The sequence below is a fragment of the Saccharopolyspora mangrovi genome, from assembly GCF_035320975.1.
Classification (GTDB): Bacteria; Actinomycetota; Actinomycetes; order Mycobacteriales; family Pseudonocardiaceae; genus Saccharopolyspora; species Saccharopolyspora mangrovi.
The window spans coordinates 75,870-91,073 of the sequence record NZ_JAWLNX010000017.1; the positions used below are offsets into that span (position 1 = coordinate 75,870).

Consider the following 15,204-nt stretch of genomic DNA (forward strand, 5'->3'; position numbering starts at 1 on the left):
TGGACAGATGGGAGACGCTGCGCGCTCGGTGCGCGATGTCGAGGGCCTGCTGCGGATGCTGGACGAGATCTTCCCGCCGCCCCAACCGTTCTGGGATTGCTTCTACGAGGATCGCGACCGAGGGGTCCCGTTCTTCGCCGCGAAACCGGACGAGAACCTGGTGTCCTACGTGGAGGAACTGCTGCAGCCGGGCCGTGCGCTCGACCTCGGGTGCGGCCCCGGCAGGAACGCCATCTACCTGGCATCGCGGGGATTCGACGTCGACGCCATCGACCTGTCCGCCACCGCGATCGCGTGGGCGCGGGAACGCGCACCGGAAATCCGCTTCCACCGGGGCGATGCGTTCACCGCCGACCTCGCCGGCCCCTACGACCTCATCCACGACTCGGGCTTCTTCCACCACCTGCCGCCGCACCGCCGCGTGAGCTACGTCGACCTCGTCGAGCGGCTGCTGGTGCGCGGCGGCCACCTGGCGATGACGTGCTTCGCCGCCGGCGCCGAGAACTCCGGGACGGAACTGCCTGACGCGGAGCTCTACCGCGACCGCTCCCTGCGCGGTGGCCTCGCCTACACCCCCGACGAGCTGCGCGCGATCTTCTCCGGGCTCGCACCGGTCGAGATCCGCCCGATGCGCGCCCAGGCACCCTGGTCACCGCTGTTCGGCGAGGGCTTCCTCCACGCCGCCCTGTTCCGGCGCTGAGGTCAGGTGCAGATCGAGGGGACGGCGCGGCCCAGGGCCGCCTGGTGGAGGGCGTCGAGGTCGCGGGCGGTGCGGGCGTAGGCGCCGGCCAGGTGGCCGGTGCACGGCGGACCGTCGCGCAGCTCGTCGGTGTCGCGGAGCTCCACGAGGATCGCCTCGCCCAGGCGGTCCAGCTCCGGGCGGATCTCGCCGAGATCGGGGCGTTCGGTGGGCTGCTGGTCGGGGTTCGCGGTCCAGTGGGCGTGCAGCGCGCGCTGCACGAGCTTGCTGGCCTCGATCTGATCGCGGAAGACCCGCTCGGCCTCCTCCGGGTCCAGCCCGAGCTCCACCGCCCGCGCGGCCACACCGTCGAGGACCTGCTGCTCGCGCTCGGGGTCCTCGATCGGTGAATCGGTCCCCCACTTCGCCGCCGCCACCTGGTCGGACAGCACCACCCGCTCGGCAGCCGACCCCACCAGCGGGTCCAGCGCCCCCTGGGCCTGCGCCGGAGCACCGAGCCCGAGCGCAGCGGCCACCACAGCCCCACCGACCACCCACGACCGCATCCCGAAACCTCCTCGAAGATCACCTGTTCCCAGTCTTACACCCGGTTCCCCGGGTGCTGTGACGGTTTCCAGCGGAATTCCGGGTGACGGGTGGATCGGGTGATCGATGGCGGTCGGATGCGCGGAGTCCGGTTAAGGTGGATGTGGTGGAGTACAGCGCCGACTTGTTCCGCATCGTCGCCGGTTGGGGTGTCGCGTCGCCCGCGTGGGTGCAGGCCGTTGCCCTGGTGCTGACCGATGCCCTGCTGCTCGGGTTCATCCCCGTCGCCGGATACGTGTGGTGGCGGGTGGACCGCCGGGCGCGGGCCGCGCTGGCGATCCTGCTCTCCGGTGGTGCCGCTTGGGTGCTCACCGATCCGGTCAAGGACGCCGTCAAGCAGCTGCGGCCGTGCCGGGCGTTGCCGGTGCGCACCCTCGAGCACTGCAGCGAGGTGGGGGTGTGGTCGCTGCCCAGCGGGCACTCGGCCACGGCCGCGGCGTTCGCGGTGGCGGTGGCCGTGCTGTGGCGGCGGGCTGCTGCGGTGGTCGCCGTGCTGGCGCTGCTGGAGGCGTTCCTGCGGGTGTTCATCGGCGTGCACTACCCGCACGACGTGATCGCCGGGCTGCTCTTCGGCGCGCTCATCGGTGTGGTCGCCGCGGTCGCGAGCAAGCCGAGCGCGCAGCGTCCGCCCACCGCTCCGGCCCGGACCGGCGAGCGCGTGGCGGCCTAGAGCTCGGCGTGGATGAGCGGTCCTTCCGCGGCCTGGGCGGCTCCGCCGGTGCTCTCGGCCAGCCAGGCCCGGAAGGCGTCGACGCCCTCGACCGGGACGTGGACGTGGAAGCGGACCGCGGCGTCGTAGGAGGTGTCGGCGACCTGGTAACCGGCCGACCGCAGATCGTTGTCGAGCCTGCCCGCCAGCACGTAGTCGGCCTCGACCTCCAGCACCCGCACCGGCCGCCGCTGCAGCGTTCCGACCTGCTCCAGCGCTTCGGATACCGCACCGCCGTAGGCGCGGACCAGCCCTCCGGCGCCCAGCAGCACCCCGCCGAAGTAGCGGGTGACCACGGCCACGGTGTTGGTGATCTCGTTGCGGCGCAGCACTTCCAGCATCGGCACCCCGGCCGTGCCCGCGGGTTCGCCGTCGTCGCTGGACTTCTGGATCTCGCCGGAGTCGCCGAGCACGAACGCCGAGCAGTGGTGCCGGGCGTCGTGGTGGGTCTTGCGCTGGAGCTGGATGAACTCCCGCGCCTCGGACTCCTCGGTCACCCGCGCCAGCGAGCAGATGAACCGGGACCTGCGCACCTCGATCTCGTGCTCGCCCGACCGCTTGATCGTCCGCATCAGCCCTCCCCAGGCCATCCTCCCACCTGGGGGTTCACCGATCGCCGTGTGGGGATTTCCATAGAAAGGCCGGGCGATTTCCGGCTTGTCGGTACCGCCACGTACCGTCCACCCTCATGGAGCAATCATCGAGCCCGTTTGAACCAGGCGTGCGGGTGCGTGCCACGTTCGGCCGGTTCCGTGATCAGGAGGGCACGGTGGTGGAGACCGCCACCGGTCTCCCGCAGGTCTTCGAGGGCCCGGTCCTCTGGGTGAGATTCGACGGGGCAGAAGAGCCCGGACTCGTGGCCGGTCGCTTCCTCGAAGAAGCGGCCTGAGCCGCGGGCGGCTGCGCTGCGCAACCGCCCGCGAAGCGATCAGCCCCAAACCTCCTGGGCGGTTTCCACGACCAGGCGGAGCTTGGCGACCTCCTCCTCGTAGGTCAGCGCGTTGCCGTCCTTGGTCGAGGCGAAACCGCACTGCGGGGACAGGCACAGCTGGTCGAGGTCGACGTACTTGGCGGCCTCGTCGATGCGGCGCTTGAGCTCGTCCTTGGACTCCAGCTCGCCGCGCTTGGTCGTCACCAGGCCGAGCACCACGTGCTTGCCCTTGGGCACGTGCCGCAGCGGGGCGAAGGTGCCCGAGCGCTCGTCGTCGAACTCCATGAAGAAGCCGTCGACCTCGAGCTGGTTGAACAGGGCCTCGGCGACGAAGTCGTAGCCGCCCTCGGCGACCCACGACGAGCGGAAGTTGCCCCGGCACATGTGGGTGGTCACCGTCAGGGTGTCCGGGCGCCCGCGCAGCGACTCGTTGATCAGCTCGATGTCCCTGACGTGCGCGTTCTCGCCGTCCTCGCCCCGCTCGTTGAGCATCTCGCGCTGCTTGGGGTCGTTGAGGTAGGCGAGGCTCGTGTCGTCGAGCTGCAGGTAGTGGCAGCCCAGGTCGGCCAGCGCGCGCACCTCGGCGCGGTAGGCGGCGGCCAGGTCGGCGCGGAACTGGTCCATGTCCGGGTAGACGCTGGAGTCCACGGCCGCCGGCCCGCCCCGGTAGGTGAGCATGCCCGGCGAGGGGATGGTCAACTTCGGCGTGTTCTTGGTGGTCTTCGAGGCCAGGAACGTGAAGGCGTCGGCGAAGATCGTGCCCGAGAGCTTGATCTTGTCGGTGACCTTCAGGTCGGGGGTGACGAACTCGATGTCCCCCTGGGCGTTGTGGAACTGGACCTTGAGGTTGTTGTCCTCGACGCGCTCGACGCCGTCCAGCTGGTAGAGGAAGTCCATGTGCCATGAGCTGCGGCGGAACTCGCCGTCGGTGGCGCTCTGCAGGCCGACGTCCTCCTGCATCTTGACGACCTGGGTGATCGCCTCGTCCTCGATCCCGCGCAGCTCGGCGTCGTCGATTCGGCCGGCCGCGTGCGAGTCTCGGGCTTCCAACAGGCGCTCGGGGCGGAGCAGGCTGCCGACGTGGTCGGCCCGGAACGGTGGTGCAACACGTGGGCTCATGGCACGCAACATAGTTCTCGGCCACGGGTGTGCCTAGGTGAGTTTTCAATTTCCGAAAATCTGGCCCGGCCCGGGTGCGGCACGGTCGTTTACGGCGTGTGACCAAGGACAATTCGGTACATACGGTCGAGTGGATAAAATTGTTGGGGCAGCTACGTCGGGGATGACGGATGGAGACGATGCGAGTTCTCGTGATCGGAGCCGGAGTCGGGGGACTCGCAATCGCCAACGGATTGCTCGGCAAAGGCCATGACGTGCAGGTTTACGAGCACCACGACGCCTTGAGGACGTCCGGTGCGGGCATCACGGTGTGGAGCAACGGCACCGCGGCGCTGCGCGAGCTGGGCGTGGACATCACCGACCGCGGGCACCAGCTGCACAGCCTCCGATCACTCACCGAATCCGGCCGGTTGCTCTGGGAAGCCGATCTGGACGAGGTCACCGAGCGGCTCGGCTCGCCCACCGTGCAGATCCCGCGCCGCAGGCTCATCGCCGAGATGGCCGGTTCGCTGCCGGCGGGAGCGCTGCAGTTCGGCCGCCGCTGCGTCGCCGTCACCGAGCACCCGGACCACGTGCGGGTGGACTTCGCCGACGGCTCCAGCGCCACCGGTGACGTGCTCATCGGCGCCGACGGGCAGCGCTCGGTGGTGCGCCAGCAGGTGCTCGGCGGCGAGCCCGCCAAGCCCACCGGCTGGGCCAGCTGGCAGGGCCTGACCCGCAGCGACCTGCCGGTCGCGCTGGGCAGGCAGACGCTCAACATCGCCGGTCGCAACGCGCACTGCGGCCTCATCCCCACCGGCGACGGGCTGCTGCACTGGTGGTTCGACATGCCGTGGAAGGAGGGCGACCCGGTCCACTCGGTCGCCGAGCTGCGCGAGCTCTTCCGCGGCTGGCCGGAACCGGTCGAGTCGCTGCTGGCCTCGGTCACCGACGACGACCTGGGCTTCTTCCCGCACATCCGGCACAAGGTCCCGCACGTCTGGGGCGGGTCGCGCAGCACGCTGCTCGGCGACGCCGTGCACGCCATGCCGCCCGCGGTCGCCCAGGCCGCCAACCAGACCCTCGAGGACGCCTGGCTGCTCACCCAGTACATGAGCGACGGCGAGGGCTCGCCGTCGGAGCGACTGCGGGCCTACGAGTTCGAGCGCCGTCCCCGGGTCCTCAAGGTCTCCCGCACGGCGGCCCTGACCTCGGCCCAGCGCCGCACCCCGATCCAGCGCCTGGCCCGCTTCCCGGGGTGGCTGGCCACCCACAGCCAGGTCGTCTCGCTGCGCTCCGGCAGCAACGTCCTGCACTCGCTGTCGGCCAAGCCCCGCCTGCGCGTGGCCTGAACCGCGAAAAGGGCCCTTGACCGGGAGGTCAGGGGCCCTTCTTCAGCGGGAGCTCACATGTCGTCCGGGTTGGGGCCGACGCGGACGCCGGTCTCCAGCGCGGTCAGCGCCTTGACGTCGTCCTGGGCGAGCTCGAAGTCGAAGACCTCGATGTTCTCCTTGATGCGCGAGGGCGTGACCGACTTCGGGATGGTCACGTTGCCCAGCTCGATGTGCCAGCGCAGCACGATCTGGGCCGGGGTCTTGCCGTACTTCTCCGCGAGGTTCGCGACCGTGGCGCTGTCCAGCAGGCCGTTGTTGCGGCCCAGCGGGCTCCACGCCTCGGTGATGATGCCGTGCTCGGTGTGGAAGGCGCGCAGGTCGGCCTGCGGCAGGTTCGGGTGCAGCTCGATCTGGTTGAGCGCGGGCACGATGTCGGTCTCGTCAAACAGGCGGCGCAGGTGCGGGATCTGGAAGTTCGAGACGCCGATGGCCTTGGCCCGGCCGCTCTTGTGGATCTCCTGGAACGCCTTCCACGTGTCGACGTAGGCGTCCTGGCTCGGCGCCGGCCAGTGGATCAGGTACAGGTCGACGTAGTCCAGGCCCAGCCGGGACAGGCTGTCGTCGAAGGCCTTGAGCGTGCTGTCGTAGCCCTGGTCGTCGTTCCACAGCTTGGTGGTGACGAACAGGTCCTCGCGCTTGATGCCCGAGTCGGCGATGGCCTTGCCGACGCCTTCCTCGTTGCCGTACACCTTCGCGGTGTCGATGCTGCGGTACCCGGCGTCCAGCGCTGCGTGAACCGGAGCGATGACCTCGTCGGCCGGAACCTGGAAGACGCCGTACCCCAGCTGAGGCATCGAAGCACCGGTGTTCAGCGTGACGTTCGGAACCTGAGTCATGTGGGTGTTTCCTCCACCGAGTTCGGGATTGGTCTGGCCCAAGGGCCCCCGTTCGGTTCGAACCGATTCAGGGGCCCTTGCATTCCAGAGCACTCTTGTGAGCTGAGCAACCGCAGATCAGGCGGTGAGCTCGGATTCCTGCGCGGGCGCGGCCTGGTGCGAGGCGACGACCCCGGTGCGCTTCGGGCGGCGGTCCAGCAGGCCCGACAGCACCGCGAAGCCCAGTCCGACCAGCGCCAGCAGCGCACCGACCCAGCTCGGCGACACCAGTCCGAACCCGGCCGCGATCACCACGCCGCCCAGGTAGGCGCCCAGCGAGTTGGCGATGTTGAAAGTGGACTGGATGCTCGCCGAACCCAGCGCCGGGGCCTCCTTGGCCTGGTCCAGGATGCGCGCCTGGATGCTCGGGATCGCGGTGAACCCGGTGGCGCCGATCAGGAAGACCATGATCGGAGCCATGATCGGGTTCTGCGCGGTCAGCGCGAACACCACCAGCGACGCCGCCAGCGCGGAGATGCCGATGCACAGCGTCTTCAGCGGCGAGCGGTCGGCCAGCCGGCCGCCGATGGCGGTGCCGACGGTCATGCCGACGCCGAACACGGCCAGCAGCGGGGTGACCGCGGTGGCGCTGAAGCCGGTCACGTCGGTGAGAACGGGCTTGATGTAGCTGTAGAAGGAGAAGATCGCGGCGAAGCCGAACACGACGACGGCGAACGCGATCCACACCTGCGGGCGGCGGAACGCCAGCAGCTCACCGCGCAGGCTGACCTCGGTGGGCTTGGGCTGCTTGGGCACCAGCACCGACACGGCCGCGAGCGCGAGCACGCCGATCACCGCGACCAGGCCGAACGCCCAGCGCCACCCGAGCGCGTGGCCGAGCTGGGTGCCGATCGGCACGCCGACGATGTTGGCCACGGTCAGGCCGATGAACATCATCGAGATGGCCTGCCCGCGCCGGTCGGCGGCGACCAGTCCGGCGGCCACCACGGCGCCGATGCCGAAGAACGCGCCGTGCGGCAGGCCGGAGACGAACCGGGCGGCCAGCAGCGTCTCGTGGTTGACGGCGAAGGCGGAGAACAGGTTGCCGACGGTGAACAGCACCAGCATGTTGAGCAGCATCGTCTTGCGGCGGGCGCGCAGGCCGAGCATGGTCAGCACCGGTGCGCCGATGACGACGCCGAGCGCGTACAGCGAGATGTACCCGCCGGCATCGGGGATCGACACCTGCAGGTCGGTGGCCACTTCAGGAAGCAGCCCCATCATCACGAACTCGGTCGTTCCGATCCCGAATGCGGCGATGGCCAGGGCCAACAGGGCAATGGGCAAGGAAGTCTCCCGTGTGGTGAAGGTGGTGGTCTCTTCTCCGCGCGCGCTGCACTGCACGGCGTTCTCAGGTGATCGTCGCCTTCGCTGGTGCGCGTCGACGGAAACGATTCAGTTCAGCGCCCACGATGGCGCTCCGCACACGTTCAACAGTACGGGGACCTGCGCTGTTCCTCGATCGAGTATGAACCGCGCCACTGCTCACACCGCCCGTTCGGGGCAACGCTTGTGTCTACTGTGGACATCGATGGTGCGGATCGCACAACCCGGGGCGTCCCTGGTTGTGCGATCAGCGCGGGAGCCGCCGCAGCGACGCGTGCGCCTCGGATTCGAGCCGCTCGGCCATGTGCGGGTAGTGCAGCTCGAACGCGGGCCGGATGGAGCGGATGCGCGGCAGCTCGGTGAAGTTGTGGCGCGGCGGCGGGCACGAGGTCGCCCACTCCAGCGAGTTGCCGTGGCCCCACGGGTCGTCGACGTCGACCGGAGTGCCGAAGCGGTAGCTGGTGAAGACGTTGTAGAGGAACGGCAGCATCGAGGCGCCGAGCACGAACGCGCCGATGGTCGACACCAGGTTCAGCGTCATGAAGCCATCGCTGAGCAGGTAGTCCGCGTAGCGGCGCGGCATCCCCTCGTCGCCCAGCCAGTGCTGCACCAGGAACGTCAGGTGGAACCCGACGAACGTCAGCCAGAAGTGCACCTTGCCCAGCCGCTCGTCCATCATCCGGCCGGTCATCTTCGGGAACCAGTAGTAGACGCCCCCGAACACCGCGAACACGATCGTCCCGAACAGCACGTAGTGGAAGTGCGCCACCACGAAGTAGGTGTCGGTGATGTGGAAGTCCAGCGGCGGCGAGGCCAGCAGGATCCCGGTCAGCCCGCCGAGCAGGAACGTCACCAGGAACCCGACGGAGAACAGCATCGGCGACTCGAACGTCACCCGTCCGCGCCACATGGTGCCGATCCAGTTGAAGAACTTGATGCCCGTCGGCACGGCGATCAGGAACGTCGCGAACGAGAAGAACGGCAGCAGCACGGCCCCGGTGGCGAACATGTGGTGCGCCCACACGATCGCCGACAGGCCCATGATCACCATCGTGGCCAGCACCAGCCCGGTGTAGCCGAACAGCGGCTTCCGGCTGAACACCGGCAGGATCTCGGTGACGATCCCGAAGAACGGCAGGGCCACGATGTAGACCTCGGGATGGCCGAAGAACCAGAAGAGGTGCTGGTAGAGGATCGCGCCGCCGTTGGCCGGGTCGAAGGCGTGGCCGCCGAGGTGCCGGTCCACCAGCAGGCCGAACAGCGCGGCGGTCAGGATCGGGAACGCCATCAGCACCAGGATGCTGGTGGCCAGGATGTTCCAGGTGAAGATCGGCATCCGCCACATCGTCATCCCGGGGCAGCGCAGGCAGATCACCGTCGTGATCATGTTGACCGCGCCCAGGATGGTGCCCAGGCCGCTGACGATGAGACCCGAGGCCCACAGGTCGCCACCCGGTCCGACGGTGAACGTGCTGCGCGACAGCGGCGCGTAGGCGGTCCAGCCGAAGTCGGCGGCGCCGCCGGGCATCAGGAACCCGCTGAGCACGATCAGGCCGCCGAACAGGAACAGCCAGTAGGAGAAGGCGTTGAGCCGGGGGAAGGCGACGTCGGGCGCCCCGATCTGCAGCGGCAGGATCACGTTGGCGAAACCGAACACGATCGGCGTCGCGAACAGCAGCAGCATGATCGTGCCGTGCATGGTGAACAGCTGGTTGTACTGCTCCTGCGACAGGAACTGCAGGCCGGGGACGGCCAGCTCACCCCTGATCAGCAGGGCCATCGCGCCGCCTGCGATGAAGAAGGCGAACGAGGTGACCAGGTAGAGGATCCCGATGTCCTTGGGGTCGGTGGTCCGCAGCCACGGCACCAGCCGAGCGCCCTTGCGCGGGCGCCTGCCCGTGAGGGCTCTCGTCGGGACCGTTGTCGGTTGGATGTTGGTGGTGGCCATGCCAGCCTCCGGCTACCGCGGGAGCGATCTCTACCGACCTGACCCCAGTCTTTACCCGGTCCCGCACCCCCGCAATCGGCCACCCGCGCGGCACGGCCCGCTTCAGATCGCCGCGATGGCTCCGTGCGCCATGTCGCGCAGCAGGCGGGACATCGCCGAGGTGTCCAGGTGGGCGCTGAACGGGGTCGAGTTGATCAGGCCGAACACCGCGTGCGCGGCGGCGCGGGCACGGGGCCGGTCCAGTTCCGGGCGGGCGCGGCGCAGCACGTCGACCCACACTTCGACGTAGAGCCGCTGCGACTCGCGGACCCGCCGGCGGTCGCGGTCGGAGAGGCTGTCCAGGTCGCGCATGTGCACGGTGATCAGCGCCGGGTTGTGCAGCGCGAACTCCACCTGCCAGCGCACCAGGCGGTCCAGCGCGCCCTGCGGGTCGGCTGCCGCGTCGACCCGCTGCTTGCCGCCGAGCAGCAGCCGGTCGCTGATGCCGGTCAGCAGCTCGGCCAGCATCGCGTCCTTGCTGCGGAAGTGCCGGTAGAGCGCGGGCCCGGAGATGCCCACGGCGGCGCCGATGTCGTCGATGCCGACGCCGTGGAAACCGGCGCGCGCGAACTTCTCCGCCGCGGCGGTCAGGATCTGCTCGCGCCGGCTCGGCTTCGCCGCATCGGTGGACATACCGCCAGATGCTAGACGAGGACGTTAGTCATCGTTAACATAGGCTCAAGTTAACGATGACTAACCGAGCCCCAGCGGAAGGTGTGCCTCATGGATGCGCCCGCCCTGCGCACGTCGGTGGATCCGGACTCGCCGGAGTTCGCGCGCAACGCCGAGCAGCACGCCAAGCTCGTCGACGACCTCAACGCGCAGCTCGCCAAGGCCCGCCTGGGTGGTCCGGAGAAGGCGCGGATCAGGCACGTCGAGCGCGGCAAGCTGCTGCCCCGCGATCGCGTGGACGCGTTGCTGGACCGGGGGTCGCCGTTCCTGGAGCTCTCCCCGATGGCCGCGCACGGCCTCTACGACGACGAGGCGCCCTCGGCCGGGATCATCACCGGCGTCGGCCGGGTGTCCGGCCGGGAGTGCGTGGTGGTGGCCAACGACGCCACGGTCAAGGGCGGCACCTACTACCCGGTGACGGTGAAGAAGCACCTGCGCGCCCAGGAGGTCGCGCTGCACAACAACCTGCCGTGCCTCTACCTGGTCGACTCGGGCGGTGCGTTTCTGCCCAGGCAGGACGAGGTGTTCCCGGACCGCGAGCACTTCGGCCGGATCTTCTACAACCAGGCCACGATGTCCGCGCGCGGCATCCCGCAGATCGCCGCGGTCCTCGGTTCCTGCACGGCCGGTGGCGCCTACGTGCCCGCGATGAGCGACGAGGCCGTGATCGTGCGCGAGCAGGGCACGATCTTCCTGGGCGGTCCACCGCTGGTGAAGGCCGCCACCGGAGCCGAGGTCACCGCCGAGGATCTCGGCGGCGGCGAGCTGCACTCGCGCACCTCCGGCGTCACCGACCACCTCGCGGTCGACGACCCCGACGCGCTGCGCATCGTCCGCAACATCGTCAGCACGCTGGGCCCGCGCGCACCGCGCCCGTGGGAGGTCGCGCCGAGCGAGGAGCCGGCGGTGGATCCCGGCGAGCTCTACGGCGCGGTGCCCACCGACTCGCGCACCCCCTACGACGTGCGCGAGGTGATCGCGCGGATCGTCGACGGCAGCCGCTTCGCCGAGTTCAAGCACGACTACGGCCAGACCCTGGTCACCGGCTTCGCCCGGATCCACGGTCAGCCGGTGGGCATCATCGCCAACAACGGGATCCTGTTCAGCGAGTCGGCGATGAAGGGCGCGCACTTCATCGAGCTGTGCGACAAGCGTTCGATCCCGCTGGTGTTCCTGCAGAACATCTCCGGGTTCATGGTCGGCAAGGAGTACGAGGCGGGCGGCATCGCCAAGCACGGCGCGAAGATGGTCACCGCCGTCGCCTGCGCCCGGGTCCCGAAGTTCACGGTGGTCATCGGCGGTTCGTTCGGCGCGGGCAACTACTCGATGTGCGGCCGGGCGTACTCGCCCCGGTTCATGTGGATGTGGCCCAACGCCCGGATCTCGGTGATGGGCGGCGAGCAGGCCGCGTCGGTGCTGGCCACGGTCCGCCGCGACCAGCTGGACGCGCGCGGCGAGCAGTGGCCGGCCGAGGACGAGGAGGCATTCAAGGAGCCGATCCGCGACCAGTACGAGCACCAGGGGCATCCGTACTACGCGACCGCGCGGCTCTGGGACGACGGTGTGATCGATCCCGGGCAGACCCGGGACGTGCTGGGCCTGGCCATCTCGGCGGCGGGCAACGCACCGCTCGAACCGATCTCCTACGGCGTTTTCCGGATGTGAGGGAAGAGCATGTTCGACACCGTGCTGGTCGCCAACCGCGGGGAGATCGCGGTCCGGGTCATTCGCACCTTGCGCGAGCTGGGCATCCGCTCCGTCGCGGTGTTCAGCGACGCCGACCGCGATGCCCGGCACGCAGCTGAAGCCGACACGTCCGTCCACATCGGACCGGCCCTGGCGTCCGAGAGCTACCTCAACGGCAAGCGGATCCTCGACGCCGCCCGGGAGACCGGCGCGCAGGCGATCCACCCCGGGTACGGGTTCCTCGCCGAGAACGCCGATTTCGCGCGCGCCTGCGAGCAAGCGGGTGTGGTGTTCATCGGCCCGCCCGCGGCCGCCATCGAGTCGATGGGCGACAAGATCCGCGCCAAGCAGACGGTTTCGGCCGCCGGCGTCCCGGTCGTGCCGGGCCGCAGCGACCCCGACATGACCGACGCCGACCTGCACCGGGCGGCGCTGGACGTCGGGTTCCCGGTGCTGCTCAAGCCCTCCGCGGGCGGCGGCGGCAAGGGAATGCGCCTGGTGCACGCCGAACCCGAGCTCGACGACCAGATCGCCTCCGCGCGACGCGAGGCCGGGGCCGCCTTCGGCGACGACACGCTGTTCGTCGAGCGCTTCGTCTCGCGCCCGCGGCACATCGAGGTCCAGGTCCTCGCCGACGCGCACGGCCACGTCGTGCACCTCGGCGAACGCGAGTGCAGCCTGCAGCGGCGGCACCAGAAGATCGTCGAAGAGGCCCCGTCACCGCTGCTCGACGCCGAAACCCGCGCCCGCATCGGCGCGTCCGCGGCCGACGCCGCCCGCGCCGTGGGCTACACCGGCGCCGGCACGGTCGAGTTCATCGTCTCCGCCGATCGGCCGGACGAGTTCTTCTTCATGGAGATGAACACCCGCCTGCAGGTCGAGCACCCGGTGACCGAACTGGTCACGGCCGTGCGCGGCGAACGCGGCGTCGACCTCGTCGAGCAGCAGGTCCGGGTCGCCTCCGGCGAGCCGCTGGCCTGGGCGCAGCAGGACCTCACCCTCGACGGCCACGCCGTCGAGGCCCGCGTCTACGCCGAGGACCCGGCCCGCGGTTTTCTGCCCACCGGCGGGGAACTCCTCGCGGTCCACGAACCCACCGGGCCCGGCGTCCGCGTCGACTCCGGGATCCGCCCCGGCGGCACCGTCGGTTCCGACTACGACCCGATGCTCGCCAAGGTCATCGCCTGGGCCTCCGGCCGGGGCGACGCACTGCGCCGCCTCGACAAGGCTCTCGCCGACACCGCGGTCCTCGGCCTGAACAGCAACATCGCGTTCCTGCGCGCCCTGCTGCAGCACCCGGACGTGCTCGCGGGCGACCTCGACACGGGCCTGGTCGAACGCGACCTGGACTCGCTCACCGAGAGCACCGTCCCCGAGCACGCCTACGTCGCCGCAGCGCTGGAGCGCCTCATCGCCGCCCAACCCGGCAGCGGCTCCGACCCGTGGGACGTCCCCAGCGGCTGGCGCATCGGCCCACCGGCCTGGAGCACCTGGCGCTTCGCCGACGACCTCGAGGTCCACCTCCGAGGTACTCCGGACCGCGCTGAGGTGGCGGTCGAGACCGGCGACTCGACGGCGTCGACCGAGGCCTCCGCCCACACCCGTGGCGACACCCTCACCGTCACCCACCGGGGGCGGACCCGCCGCTACCGGTGCGCGCACGTCGACGGCACCACCTGGCTCGCCGCCGACGGGCACACCTGGGCGCTCACCGAACACCGGCTGCTGGCCGAACGCGGCGGCACCGCCGGCCGATCCGACGGCGTGGTCACCGCGCCCATGCCGGGAACGGTCCTGGTCGCCGAAGTCACCCAAGGCCAGCAGGTGCGCAGCGGGCAACGCCTGTTCGTCGTCGAGGCGATGAAGATGGAGCACACCGTCACCGCCCCGATCGACGGAACCGTCACCGAAGTTCACGCGAGGAAGGGACAGCCGGTCGGGCTCGACCAGCCGCTGGCCGTCCTCACCGCCGAAGGGGAGGCATGACGCGATGGTGGACCACCGGCTCAGCGAGGAGCACGAAGCGCTGCGGCAGAGCGTGCAGGACTTCGCGCGCAAGGAAGTAGCGCCCGTTATCGCTGACTACTACGAGCGCGAGGAGTTCGCCTACCCGCTGGTGCGCAAGATGGGCGAGATGGGCCTGTTCGGCCTGCCGGTGCCCGAGGAGCACGGCGGCATGGGCGGCGACTACTTCGCGCTGTGCCTGGCGCTGGAGGAACTCGGCCGCATCGACCAGTCGGTGGCCATCACCCTCGAAGCGGGCGTTTCGCTGGGCATCATGCCGGTCCTGCGCTTCGGCTCGGAGGAGCAGAAGCGCACCTGGCTGCCCAAGCTGGCCAGCGGGGAGGTGCTGGGCGCGTTCGGCCTCACCGAACCCGACGGCGGCTCCGACGCGGGCGCCACCCGCACCACGGCGGTGCTCGACGGCGACGAGTGGGTGATCAACGGCGCGAAGGCGTTCATCACCAACTCCGGCACCGACATGACCGGGTTCGTCACGGTCACCGCCGTCACCGGCGAGCGGCCCGACGGCCGCAAGGAGATCTCGGCGATCATGGTGCCCTCGGGAACCCCGGGGTTCACCGTCGCCAAGAAGTACTCCAAGGTCGGCTGGAACGCCTCCGACACCCACGCCCTGTCGTTCGACGACTGCCGCGTGCCGGCGGCGAACCTCGTCGGCGAACGCGGCAGGGGCTACGCCCAGTTCCTGGCCACCCTCACCGAGGGCCGGGTGGCGATCGCCGCGCTCGGCGTCGGCACCGCCCAGGGCTGCGTCGACGAGTGCCTGCGCTACCTGGGCGAACGCGAGGCGTTCGGGCACAAGATCGGCGAGTACCAGGCGATGCAGTTCAAGGTCGCTCAGATGGAGCTGCGGGCCCACACGGCCCGGCTGGCCTACTACGACGCCGCCTCGCGGATGCTGCGCGGTGATCCGTACAAGAAGCAGGCCGCGATCGCCAAGCTGGCCTCGTCGAACGCGGCGATGGACAACGCCCGCGACGCGACCCAGATCTTCGGCGGCTATGGCTTCATGAACGAGACACCGGTGGGCCGCTTCTACCGCGACTCCAAGATCCTCGAGATCGGCGAGGGCACCAGCGAGGTCCAGCTCATGCTCATCGCCAGGGAGCTCGGCCTACCGGCCTGACGAGAACGACGAGGGCGTGGCCGCGAACCCCGGTTCGCGGCCCCCCCCCCGGGGTGTGGCCGGAACATGGGGCGGGGTGGGGAGGCCGGGCCG

General features: G+C 69.9%; 13 protein-coding genes. 6 read left to right on the plus strand and 7 right to left on the minus strand.

Going from position 1 to position 15,204, the window contains the following annotated elements:
* Positions 1 to 7 precede the first annotated feature (7 nt).
* Positions 8 to 700 carry a class I SAM-dependent methyltransferase gene (locus tag R4I43_RS22750; protein ID WP_324267708.1) on the plus strand — a complete coding sequence of 231 codons (693 nt, stop codon included), beginning with the start codon at positions 8 to 10 and terminating at the stop codon, positions 698 to 700.
* Between the two features lie 2 nt (positions 701 to 702).
* Here the strand turns inward: R4I43_RS22750 and R4I43_RS22755 are convergent, their stop codons facing one another.
* Entirely contained in the window at positions 703 to 1,245 is a 543-nt protein-coding gene (locus R4I43_RS22755; RefSeq protein ID WP_324267709.1) for a chorismate mutase, read from the minus strand.
* A 146-nt stretch (positions 1,246 to 1,391) separates the two neighbouring features.
* On the opposite strand from R4I43_RS22755, the gene R4I43_RS22760 reads away from it, so the two are divergent.
* A complete protein-coding gene (locus tag R4I43_RS22760; RefSeq protein WP_324267710.1) occupies positions 1,392 to 1,955 on the plus strand; it encodes a phosphatase PAP2 family protein in 564 nt (187 codons plus the stop codon).
* Here the strand turns inward: R4I43_RS22760 and R4I43_RS22765 are convergent.
* Complete coding sequence (locus R4I43_RS22765) at positions 1,952 to 2,566, minus strand: YigZ family protein (protein WP_324267711.1); 615 nt, start codon at positions 2,564 to 2,566, stop codon at positions 1,952 to 1,954. The genes R4I43_RS22760 and R4I43_RS22765 overlap by 4 nt on opposite strands.
* A 356-nt stretch (positions 2,567 to 2,922) precedes the next feature.
* Complete coding sequence (locus R4I43_RS22770; protein WP_324267712.1) at positions 2,923 to 4,044, minus strand: 5-methyltetrahydropteroyltriglutamate--homocysteine S-methyltransferase; 1,122 nt, start codon at positions 4,042 to 4,044, stop codon at positions 2,923 to 2,925.
* Between the two features lie 170 nt (positions 4,045 to 4,214).
* On the opposite strand from R4I43_RS22770, the gene R4I43_RS22775 reads away from it, so the two are divergent.
* Positions 4,215 to 5,375: an FAD-dependent monooxygenase gene (locus tag R4I43_RS22775; RefSeq protein WP_324267713.1), complete on the plus strand. Its 1,161-nt coding sequence runs from the start codon at positions 4,215 to 4,217 to the stop codon at positions 5,373 to 5,375.
* A 53-nt stretch (positions 5,376 to 5,428) separates the two neighbouring features.
* Here R4I43_RS22775 and R4I43_RS22780 read toward each other — a convergent pair whose 3' ends face one another.
* From R4I43_RS22780 to R4I43_RS22795, 4 genes are all read right to left on the minus strand, one after another.
* Complete coding sequence (locus R4I43_RS22780) at positions 5,429 to 6,253, minus strand: aldo/keto reductase (protein WP_324267714.1); 825 nt, start codon at positions 6,251 to 6,253, stop codon at positions 5,429 to 5,431.
* A gap of 117 nt (positions 6,254 to 6,370) precedes the next feature.
* The gene (locus tag R4I43_RS22785) at positions 6,371 to 7,579 is read right to left on the minus strand and encodes an MFS transporter (RefSeq protein WP_324267715.1); all 1,209 of its coding nucleotides are present in this window, start codon (positions 7,577 to 7,579) and stop codon (positions 6,371 to 6,373) included.
* A gap of 286 nt (positions 7,580 to 7,865) precedes the next feature.
* A complete protein-coding gene (ctaD, locus tag R4I43_RS22790) occupies positions 7,866 to 9,566 on the minus strand; it encodes an aa3-type cytochrome oxidase subunit I (protein ID WP_324267716.1) in 1,701 nt (566 codons plus the stop codon).
* A 102-nt stretch (positions 9,567 to 9,668) separates the two neighbouring features.
* Positions 9,669 to 10,238 (minus strand): SACE_7040 family transcriptional regulator, encoded by a 570-nt coding sequence (locus tag R4I43_RS22795; protein WP_324267717.1) that lies wholly within the window; start codon positions 10,236 to 10,238, stop codon positions 9,669 to 9,671.
* A 90-nt stretch (positions 10,239 to 10,328) separates the two neighbouring features.
* On the opposite strand from R4I43_RS22795, the gene R4I43_RS22800 reads away from it, so the two are divergent.
* From R4I43_RS22800 to R4I43_RS22810, 3 genes are read left to right on the plus strand one after another with little or no spacing between them, the layout of a single operon-like run.
* Positions 10,329 to 11,942, plus strand: coding sequence for a carboxyl transferase domain-containing protein (locus R4I43_RS22800; protein ID WP_324267718.1), 1,614 nt, complete (start codon positions 10,329 to 10,331; stop codon positions 11,940 to 11,942).
* 9 nt (positions 11,943 to 11,951) lie between these two features.
* Positions 11,952 to 13,949 (plus strand): acetyl/propionyl/methylcrotonyl-CoA carboxylase subunit alpha, encoded by a 1,998-nt coding sequence (locus R4I43_RS22805; protein WP_324267719.1) that lies wholly within the window; start codon positions 11,952 to 11,954, stop codon positions 13,947 to 13,949.
* Positions 13,950 to 13,953: 4 nt separating this feature from the next.
* The gene (locus R4I43_RS22810; protein WP_324267720.1) at positions 13,954 to 15,111 is read left to right on the plus strand and encodes an acyl-CoA dehydrogenase family protein; all 1,158 of its coding nucleotides are present in this window, start codon (positions 13,954 to 13,956) and stop codon (positions 15,109 to 15,111) included.
* Positions 15,112 to 15,204: the final 93 nt, after the last annotated feature.

Excerpts from the sequence above, each read along its gene's own strand:
- R4I43_RS22755 (WP_324267709.1), bottom strand. The coding sequence starts at position 1,245 with ATGCGGTCGTGGGTGGTCGGTGGGGCTGTGGTGGCCGCTGCGCTCGGG.
- R4I43_RS22805 (WP_324267719.1), top strand. The coding sequence starts at position 11,952 with ATGTTCGACACCGTGCTGGTCGCCAACCGCGGGGAGATCGCGGTCCGG.
- R4I43_RS22750 (WP_324267708.1), top strand. The coding sequence starts at position 8 with ATGGGAGACGCTGCGCGCTCGGTGCGCGATGTCGAGGGCCTGCTGCGG.
- R4I43_RS22780 (WP_324267714.1), bottom strand. The coding sequence starts at position 6,253 with ATGACTCAGGTTCCGAACGTCACGCTGAACACCGGTGCTTCGATGCCT.
- R4I43_RS22775 (WP_324267713.1), top strand. The coding sequence starts at position 4,215 with ATGGAGACGATGCGAGTTCTCGTGATCGGAGCCGGAGTCGGGGGACTC.
- R4I43_RS22770 (WP_324267712.1), bottom strand. The coding sequence starts at position 4,044 with ATGAGCCCACGTGTTGCACCACCGTTCCGGGCCGACCACGTCGGCAGC.
- R4I43_RS22795 (WP_324267717.1), bottom strand. The coding sequence starts at position 10,238 with ATGTCCACCGATGCGGCGAAGCCGAGCCGGCGCGAGCAGATCCTGACC.
- R4I43_RS22800 (WP_324267718.1), top strand. The coding sequence starts at position 10,329 with ATGGATGCGCCCGCCCTGCGCACGTCGGTGGATCCGGACTCGCCGGAG.
- ctaD (WP_324267716.1), bottom strand. The coding sequence starts at position 9,566 with ATGGCCACCACCAACATCCAACCGACAACGGTCCCGACGAGAGCCCTC.
- R4I43_RS22765 (WP_324267711.1), bottom strand. The coding sequence starts at position 2,566 with ATGCGGACGATCAAGCGGTCGGGCGAGCACGAGATCGAGGTGCGCAGG.
- R4I43_RS22810 (WP_324267720.1), top strand. The coding sequence starts at position 13,954 with ATGGTGGACCACCGGCTCAGCGAGGAGCACGAAGCGCTGCGGCAGAGC.